The sequence below is a fragment of the Candidatus Nitrosarchaeum limnium BG20 genome (assembly GCF_000241145.1).
GTDB classification, from domain to species: Archaea; Thermoproteota; Nitrososphaeria; order Nitrososphaerales; family Nitrosopumilaceae; genus Nitrosarchaeum; species Nitrosarchaeum limnae.
Map to the genome: position 1 here is coordinate 1 of NZ_AHJG01000232.1, position 7,324 is coordinate 7,324.

Below are 7,324 nucleotides of genomic sequence, written 5' to 3' on the forward strand. Positions count from 1 at the left end.
GGAGGGTAAAATTTCAGAATTTCTTTTTAAAAAGTTTGGAGGCACAACTGCAAAATTTACTTGGGTTGGTGGTGAAGATAAGGACAGCTTGGTGTTAGGATCTGGTCGTCCCTTTTTTGTTAAACTTCAAAATCCATTCAAACGAAAAATTTCAATTCCAAAAAAGATAATTTCTGATTCTGTTATTATTAATAATTTCAAAATTATTTCAGATCCTCCGATAATTCCTATCCGATTTTATTCCTCAATACGTCTAGAAATTTCTACTGAAAATGATATTTTAGCCGTAAATATGAAAAAATTGAAGGATATTACAGGCAAACCTGTTGTAGTATATGAAAAATCAGGAAAGCGCTCTGAAAAAATCGTCTCTAATTTAAAATACAAAAAGACCTCAAAAAATCATTTTACTCTATTTATCAAAGCAGAAGGTGGATTACCAATAAAGCGATTTGTTGATGGGGATGATGTGACTCCTGGTATTAGTCCCTTGTTGAATGATAAATGCACATGCGAATCGTTTGATTTTCTCGAAGTTGACCTGAAATGATAACAATTAACTAATCCCTAATTTTGTAGATTTATCATGCCCATGAGAAAAAAAGGTAAACACGAACGACGTGCAGATCAAAGAGCTGACAGACGAAGAAAAAAGACGGCAAAATCCGGAAAACCAAAGTCTAGATAGGATTAACATTTTTACGTTCAATTTGCTCCAGATTATTCATTGGATCCGTTAATTCGAATTAAAGATGCACATACTAAAGGACTAATCCCAGATGATGTCTTTGATCTAGTTCTCAAACGTTTTCATATTGTTACTGAAGGTATCAAAAGAATTGAAAAAGCATCTGGAATCCTATATCCTACTGCTTACATAGAGCCCTCGATTGTTATTTCATCTCCAAATCCAAATTCTTATGAGTTTGGAATATTGTTTGCACGTACACTACCTGTATTTTATGATGAAAAATTCCATGCTGTGATTCAAATTTCAGCTCCTCTAATTGCATATGGTCTAAAAGGCACAATTCACGCTATATTGGCTCATGAGTTTTTACATTTTCTTGATCTTACAAGAAAGATTTCAAAAATGGGTATGCTTTCAGATGAAATAACTGGAAATTTATTTGAAAGTGTGTATGCAGATGAAACAAGGTTATTTGATCCGAAGGTTGTCTTTAACGATAGAACTTTGTTAAATCATATCACAAAACGATTTCCTGCAGGTTTTAAAGATTACAAACTTGAGGATAAAGTAATTAAATTTTGGTTGGAGAAAAATCTGCCAAAAATAAATATTTCACTTGATTCTAACACTGTAAAACTATCTGCAGAATCCTTATCTAAAATAAAACTGGATCCCGCCTTCTTACAAAAATTAGACCAATTAGAACAAAAAAGTGCTAAAGTAAAAACAAAAAAACTCTATTGATAAGATTATTCCTCATGTTTTACTATTATGTGTATTTTTAAATTAATTATTTTTCAAGTTTTGAAATGATATCTTTAATTTTAACAATTATGCTTGTGTAATCTGCACCTGGATCTGTACTAAACAAAAAGAGATTCTTGTTTAGTTGCAAACTAATTAAAATTACATTTTCGTATTCAATGATTGCAAGTTTTTCTTTTCCAAATTTATAAGATAGATTCTGTAGACGTGTCCATCTTTCAAATGTATAATGGATTGACATTTTTCCTTCATCTGGATTTAGTAGATTTGCATCATCACGACTTTTTTCAACAATTAAATCTCCTTTAGAATCCAAAACACCTGTAAATCTTACATGTGGATCTACTTTTAAAACATCAATGCATAATTTTTCAAAATCCATTTCTTTATCGTTCCTTCTTACTCCAAATTCTCTTACTATTATATTTTATTTGAATTTTTATTGTACTGTGTTCTGACAATTGATTAATTTTTTAATAATGTAAAATATTTAATTAATTTTTTATTGATTAAATTCTGTTAAACCACATTTTCCACAAGTATTTCTATCCTTATGTTTTGACATGAAAACCCCTTTTCCACATCTGGAACAATTTTTTCTACCTCTTGTTAGTTTATCTCCTTCAATTTTGAAATATTTGTAGACGTTTGGACTAGAACCTTTCTTCCCTTCTGCTGCTTTTTTTCCGGCCATTACTCAGTTGTCTCCGGCTTTGTTTCTGTATTCTCTGCAGCACTTGTTGCTTCGGCTTGTTTTGCTTTTGCCTTTTCTAGTCTCTCCATTATTACTGGGTTGATCTGTTTTTTTGCAAGTTTCTCATCGTCATAAACATAGAAAGTTCCAGTGATCAATGGTTTTCCTACATGAGTTTTCAATCTCATTGGGATTACTACTTTGCCTGAAAGTTTGAATTCTTTTGTAATCATATCTACTGCTTCAAGTTTCTTGAGCTTTCCTCCCAATCCGGTAAAATCACAAACTAATTCCCTTCTTGATAAAAAGGCATTATTTACGTCATTTACCTTCTGAATGATGGACATGTATCAAAAATCCTTCAGATATTTCATATAAACCTTGATTGAAATTAGAGAAGAAATTTAAGAAATCTCAGTAAAATAACCATATGGAACGATATATGATTCATTTAAAAAATAATGGATATGGACCATCTCATTCATCTGATCTTGTTCATAGAGCAAGAGATCTTTGTTCCGATATTGATGCATCAGTTAGAGTTGCACGTGTAGCTACTAACTTTTTAGAATTTGATGTGTCTGTAGATCCCATCAATTTGGATACTGTAATTAAAAAATTAATTCCACTAGGTGAATTAGATAACATTCGTCATGTATTTGAAGAAAAAATTGAAAAAGAGGAAGGTCTCAAGGATGGGATTTATTATTTTAACAATGAACGATTTTGGGAAAGTCATGAATCATTGGAGGGTGTATGGAAACAGTGCTATGGTCGAGAAAAAGAACTTGTTCAAGGTATTATTCTTCTTGCTGTGGCCTTTGCACATGGACAAAAAGATGAAACTGGTGTAGGTGTTGGTATGCTAAGTCGTTCATTAGAAAAATTAGGTGATTCTCCAGCAGTTTATGGAAGTATAGATGTTGAAAGAATTAGAAATAAAATAAAAGAAATGCAAAAGGCTAATACCTTAGCTATATTTGCGATTTAATTAAATTAAGAGATGTTTTTACTACGTCTGCTCCTTGTATTAGACCTATACTTCCTTTCTTAGCTTGGTTCTCCGTCATTCTAGTTGTTCCATCATTTTTAATGAATTTTCCTGACACTAATAATGGTACAGGGTCATCACTATGGCCTTTGTTTATACATGGTGTTGAATGATCAGCTGAAATTACTATTGCCACTTTATTGAAATCAATATTTTCAAGTAGTGTTTTGAAAAATCTATTATCTATTTCTTCAATGTTTTTCATTTTTCCAATTGCATCGCCGTCATGACCAAATTCATCTGGTCCCTTAATGTGAACATAAATTGCATTTTCTGTTTCCATTGCTTTTGCAGCAACTTTAGCTTTTTCTTCATAATCTGTTAGTCCCCCGGCTGCAAATCCTTTCATTTTAAGTACTTCTGAAATTCCAAGCTCAACTGGCATATCTACAATACATGAGAAATTCATCTCATACATTTCATTGATGGGCTTTACATCTGGATATTTGTTACCTGCATCTCTTAGTAAAATACAACTGAGGCTTTTCTTTTTAGCATTGATTCTTTTCTTATTTGTAGAACTTTCTTTCATAATTTTTGTTGATTGCTCTGTAAATTCATTAACTAATTTTGCTGTCTTCTTTGCATTTTCTGTCTCATCTAGAGGTAAACATTTCTCAATTCGCAAGAAATCTCCCACAGCTTTTGCTATCCCCATACCATCAACTCTGGCATATGCAGGATCTGTATTGGTTATTTGTGATGAAAGCTTTTCACCCTCAGTTCTAATTCTTACCGTTACTCGATGACCTATTGTAGGTGATACAACTACTGATGTATTTGGAAATGAAAATTTAATTTGATCTTCAATCTCCTTTGCTATTCCATCGGCATCCTCTCTTTCTATGTGCCTTCCTGCTCTTCTATCGATAATGATACCTTCATCATTTAATGTGGCATAATTACCTCTTAATGCCAAATCACCATCTTTAAAATCAATACCAACACCTATCGCCTCTATTACTCCCCTACCGGCATAATCGTCATGATGAAATTTGTACCCTAACATATTGAAAACTGCAATATCTGATTCTGGTGCGATTCCTTTTCCTACTGATATTACCTCTCCAATCACTCCATTCTTTGCTAATTTGTCCAAAGTTGGTGTGTTGGCAGCTTCAAGTGGAGTTTTTCCATTTAAATCTGGATGTGGAAGGTCTCCAACTCCGTCTAAAAGAACGTAAATCATGTGAATGTCTGAATTTTTTATATTGCTCATATTTGCCAACTTTTTTTTGCTCTCCTTTAAATCTTGCATCAATAGTTGCGATCAAAACAAATCTTTCATTATGTTGAAAATTTGATTTGATATTTTTTCTAAAAATTGTTTTTGTTTAGTAACTTACACAATCAAATATTCTACACTTGTTTTTTATTTTTTAATTTTTTAGTATATTGGAAAACGTTTTAACATACATGCACTTCAAGTATGAATTATGGGGGATATGCGCAAAGATTATGTTTCTGAGCGTTTTATGATAGTCTCTAAAAAAGATGACAAAGTTATCGACCCAAAAAAATCTCCATTTGCTCCTGGTAACGAATCTATGACAAACCCCTCTGTTTTATCTCTGGTTGCAAAAGATGGAATGCTTCAACGTCTTCAAGATAGTGAAGACGAATATGTTGAGGGTTGGTCAATTCGAGTTTTTGAAAGTAAAAATCCTATAGTTTCAATAGAAACTGAAAACTCCTACAGTGATAGACCTCATTATAGTGAACCCTCTTATGGTTATCATTACATTGTAGTTGCTTCCCCCAAAGAAAAGGACACTTTAGCTACCATTGATACTGAACAATGGTCAAATGTACTAGTTGTTGTTCAAGATAGATTACGTTGGTTGTATACTCAAAAAGGTGTAACATACGTCTCAATTTTTGCTGATCAAGGTGAGACCGCTGGCAGTCAAAACCCACATCCTCACTTGAATATTCTAACGTTTTCTACAATTCCTCCAATTATTGAAGAAGAGGCAGAGGCATCTTACAAAATTCTCAATGAAAAAGGCGTGTGTCCAATGTGTCAAATTGTTAATGAAGAAATGGGTGGTCCAAGACAAATTATCCAAACTGAAGGTTTTATAGCATATTGCCCATGGGCTCCATCATATCCTTTTGAATTTTGTATTTCTCCAAAAAAACACACGACTAGTTTTTCTAAAATCACTCAAAAAGAAATCAATGACCTGTCACTTATTTTAAGAGCTACTCTTGGGGGATTATCCAAAACCATTAAAGATGTTTCATATAATTTGGTGTTTCATTTATCTCCTGAAAAGAAAAATAGTAGACAAATTCATTGGCATATTGAAATTTATCCAATCACTAAACCTTGGTCAGGTCTTGAAAGAGGATATGGTATTTTTCTCAATGATTTATCTCCTGAACAGGCAGCAGAAAAACTTGGAGTCTCTTGCAGAAAAGAATTAGCCAATCTAGTCGGTATAGTTTGAATGGTTTAATTATCAACCTGATTTGTTAATATCATGTCACTAGAAAAATGGAGTGCTATTGCAAGTGTTGGACTTTTTGCAATGTTTGTTGGCGAAATGATCTCGATTTATTATTTTATGATGGATACTCCTTCTAATTTGGAATTTGCTGTTGCTTTTGAACCAGCTCCAAAAATTCTACAGTTCATTTCTATTGGAGTTGCACCTGCATCGATTTTAGCTGCTCTTTCGTTTATCCTCTCAAGACGTTATGGCTCAAAACCAATTGGTTCGATGATCATTGCTGGAGGAATAATTCTGTTAATTGGAATGGCGTATTGTTATACTCTCTTAGATAAATTAACTCCCACGTACATTGTTGATACTGTGATCATCACACCTCTTCTTTTCATGGGTGTTTCCATTCCTGTAATGGTCTTTGGTGTAATTCTTTTTAGAATCAACAAAAAGCGTCCAAAAAAAGAATATTTCTAATCGTGATCAAATCTTAACGCATTGGCATTATGTTTAAAGCCTAATTTCTCGTAAAATGGTTTAACCTCATCGGTACAATCTAAAATAGTCTTGTAGCATCCATTATCTTTTGCAATTTTTAAAAGATGTTCGATTATTTTTTCACCAATTCCGTTTTTTTGATATTTTTTATCAACCACAACATCTTCTATGTGGCCAACTTTGCCTCCTTTATGAATAAATTTTGTTTCAATTAATAATGTAGTTGATCCAACAATTTTGCCGTCTAGCACTGCTACTGCAATTATGTGATCTGGATTGGAATTAATTTTTTCAAATATTTTTTCAGCTTTTTCATTGCTAATATCACTTGCCTTGCGAAGAGAGTCCAATGATGATAAAAAACCATTCCTGAGATCTTCTTTCTGTAATTTTCTAATTGTTATGTCGCTCATTTTTTCTAATCATATGTTTCCAAGTTTTTGGAGATATTCTTGATTTGCTTTTCTGTATGATGCTTTATTTCCAATATCTAAAAATCCTTTTTTAGAAACAATACTGTTGACTGATTTATTCTTGGCCATGACTTTTTTTAATAAATCATCCATTCCATATGGCTTGTTGTTTGGAATCATTTGCAATATTTCTGGTTCCATAACATAGCAGCCCATATTGACATTGGCCTTTATCTCTGGTTTTTCATTCCATGCAATTACTTTGCCTGATTTTGTAGTTTCAATTACTCCGTAGGGTAAGTTAGTTTTGTATTCATAAAGACTCATTGTTACAAATGATTTTTTTTGTTTGTGTTGTTTTACCATACTTCTTAAATTAAAATCAAATATGGAATCTCCATACATACAAACAAAAGTCTCATCGATGAATTCCTCGGCAGTTTTAAGCTGACCTGCAGTAGCTAATGGTCTGTTGGCAACTGCATACTCTATGTTTACTCCAAATCGTTTTCCATCTTCAAAATAATCCTCGATGGATTTTTTTAGATAGCTCACACACAGCACTACTGATTTAATGCCATTTTTCTTTGTCCAGTCTATTAGGTGTTCTAAGATTGGTTTTTCACCTAATGGTAACATTGGTTTTGGGAGAAATGTTGTATATGGTTGGAGCCTGGTTCCTAACCCTCCTGCTAGAATTACTGCTTTCACAAATCTCTATTTGAGATATGGCTATTTATGTTCAAGTATGTAATTCTATTC

General features: G+C 32.7%; 10 protein-coding genes and 1 pseudogene. 5 read left to right on the top strand and 6 right to left on the bottom strand.

Annotation, left to right across the window (positions count from 1 at the left end; translation table 11 throughout):
- Together BG20_RS08120 and BG20_RS08125 are read left to right on the top strand one after the other, a co-directional pair.
- A pseudogene (locus BG20_RS08120) lies at positions 1-550 on the top strand (tRNA pseudouridine(54/55) synthase Pus10); the annotation flags it as partial.
- 177 nt (positions 551-727) lie between these two features.
- On the top strand, positions 728-1,435 hold the full coding sequence (locus tag BG20_RS08125; protein ID WP_010193480.1) for a hypothetical protein: 708 nt from the start codon (positions 728-730) through the stop codon (positions 1,433-1,435).
- Positions 1,436-1,481: 46 nt separating this feature from the next.
- On the opposite strand, the gene BG20_RS08130 is transcribed toward BG20_RS08125, so the two are convergent.
- From BG20_RS08130 to BG20_RS08140, 3 genes are all read right to left on the bottom strand, one after another.
- On the bottom strand, positions 1,482-1,838 hold the full coding sequence (locus tag BG20_RS08130; RefSeq protein WP_010193483.1) for a hypothetical protein: 357 nt from the start codon (positions 1,836-1,838) through the stop codon (positions 1,482-1,484).
- A 120-nt stretch (positions 1,839-1,958) separates the two neighbouring features.
- The gene (locus BG20_RS08135) at positions 1,959-2,150 is read right to left on the bottom strand and encodes a 30S ribosomal protein S27ae (RefSeq protein WP_007401269.1); all 192 of its coding nucleotides are present in this window, start codon (positions 2,148-2,150) and stop codon (positions 1,959-1,961) included.
- Positions 2,150-2,497, bottom strand: coding sequence for an eS24 family ribosomal protein (locus BG20_RS08140; RefSeq protein ID WP_010193487.1), 348 nt, complete (start codon positions 2,495-2,497; stop codon positions 2,150-2,152). Before BG20_RS08140 ends, BG20_RS08135 begins: the two co-directional genes overlap by 1 nt.
- Positions 2,498-2,580: 83 nt before the next feature.
- Between BG20_RS08140 and BG20_RS08145 the strand changes: the two genes are divergently transcribed.
- Entirely contained in the window at positions 2,581-3,141 is a 561-nt protein-coding gene (locus tag BG20_RS08145; RefSeq protein WP_048097173.1) for a DUF309 domain-containing protein, read from the top strand.
- Here the strand turns inward: BG20_RS08145 and BG20_RS08150 are convergent.
- Positions 3,125-4,459, bottom strand: a complete 1,335-nt coding sequence (locus tag BG20_RS08150; RefSeq protein ID WP_010193490.1) for a BPG-independent phosphoglycerate mutase family protein — start codon at positions 4,457-4,459, stop codon at positions 3,125-3,127. The two genes, BG20_RS08145 and BG20_RS08150, sit on opposite strands and share 17 nt — an antisense overlap.
- Positions 4,460-4,637: 178 nt before the next feature.
- Here BG20_RS08150 and BG20_RS08155 point away from each other — a divergent pair, with 178 nt between their 5' ends.
- Positions 4,638-5,654 carry a galactose-1-phosphate uridylyltransferase gene (locus tag BG20_RS08155; RefSeq protein ID WP_010193492.1) on the top strand — a complete coding sequence of 339 codons (1,017 nt, stop codon included), beginning with the start codon at positions 4,638-4,640 and terminating at the stop codon, positions 5,652-5,654.
- A gap of 33 nt (positions 5,655-5,687) precedes the next feature.
- A complete protein-coding gene (locus BG20_RS08160; protein WP_010193493.1) occupies positions 5,688-6,128 on the top strand; it encodes a hypothetical protein in 441 nt (146 codons plus the stop codon).
- On the opposite strand, the gene BG20_RS08165 is transcribed toward BG20_RS08160, so the two are convergent.
- Positions 6,125-6,562: a GNAT family N-acetyltransferase gene (locus BG20_RS08165; protein WP_010193496.1), complete on the bottom strand. Its 438-nt coding sequence runs from the start codon at positions 6,560-6,562 to the stop codon at positions 6,125-6,127. The genes BG20_RS08160 and BG20_RS08165 overlap by 4 nt on opposite strands.
- 9 nt (positions 6,563-6,571) lie before the next feature.
- Positions 6,572-7,273 (bottom strand): nucleotidyltransferase family protein, encoded by a 702-nt coding sequence (locus BG20_RS08170; protein ID WP_010193499.1) that lies wholly within the window; start codon positions 7,271-7,273, stop codon positions 6,572-6,574.
- Between the last annotated feature and the right edge of the window lie 51 nt (positions 7,274-7,324).

Excerpts from the sequence above, each read along its gene's own strand:
- BG20_RS08130 (WP_010193483.1), bottom strand. The coding sequence starts at position 1,838 with ATGGATTTTGAAAAATTATGCATTGATGTTTTAAAAGTAGATCCACAT.
- BG20_RS08135 (WP_007401269.1), bottom strand. The coding sequence starts at position 2,150 with ATGGCCGGAAAAAAAGCAGCAGAAGGGAAGAAAGGTTCTAGTCCAAAC.
- BG20_RS08140 (WP_010193487.1), bottom strand. The coding sequence starts at position 2,497 with ATGTCCATCATTCAGAAGGTAAATGACGTAAATAATGCCTTTTTATCA.
- BG20_RS08145 (WP_048097173.1), top strand. The coding sequence starts at position 2,581 with ATGGAACGATATATGATTCATTTAAAAAATAATGGATATGGACCATCT.
- BG20_RS08150 (WP_010193490.1), bottom strand. The coding sequence starts at position 4,459 with ATGCAAGATTTAAAGGAGAGCAAAAAAAAGTTGGCAAATATGAGCAAT.
- BG20_RS08155 (WP_010193492.1), top strand. The coding sequence starts at position 4,638 with ATGGGGGATATGCGCAAAGATTATGTTTCTGAGCGTTTTATGATAGTC.
- BG20_RS08160 (WP_010193493.1), top strand. The coding sequence starts at position 5,688 with ATGTCACTAGAAAAATGGAGTGCTATTGCAAGTGTTGGACTTTTTGCA.
- BG20_RS08165 (WP_010193496.1), bottom strand. The coding sequence starts at position 6,562 with ATGAGCGACATAACAATTAGAAAATTACAGAAAGAAGATCTCAGGAAT.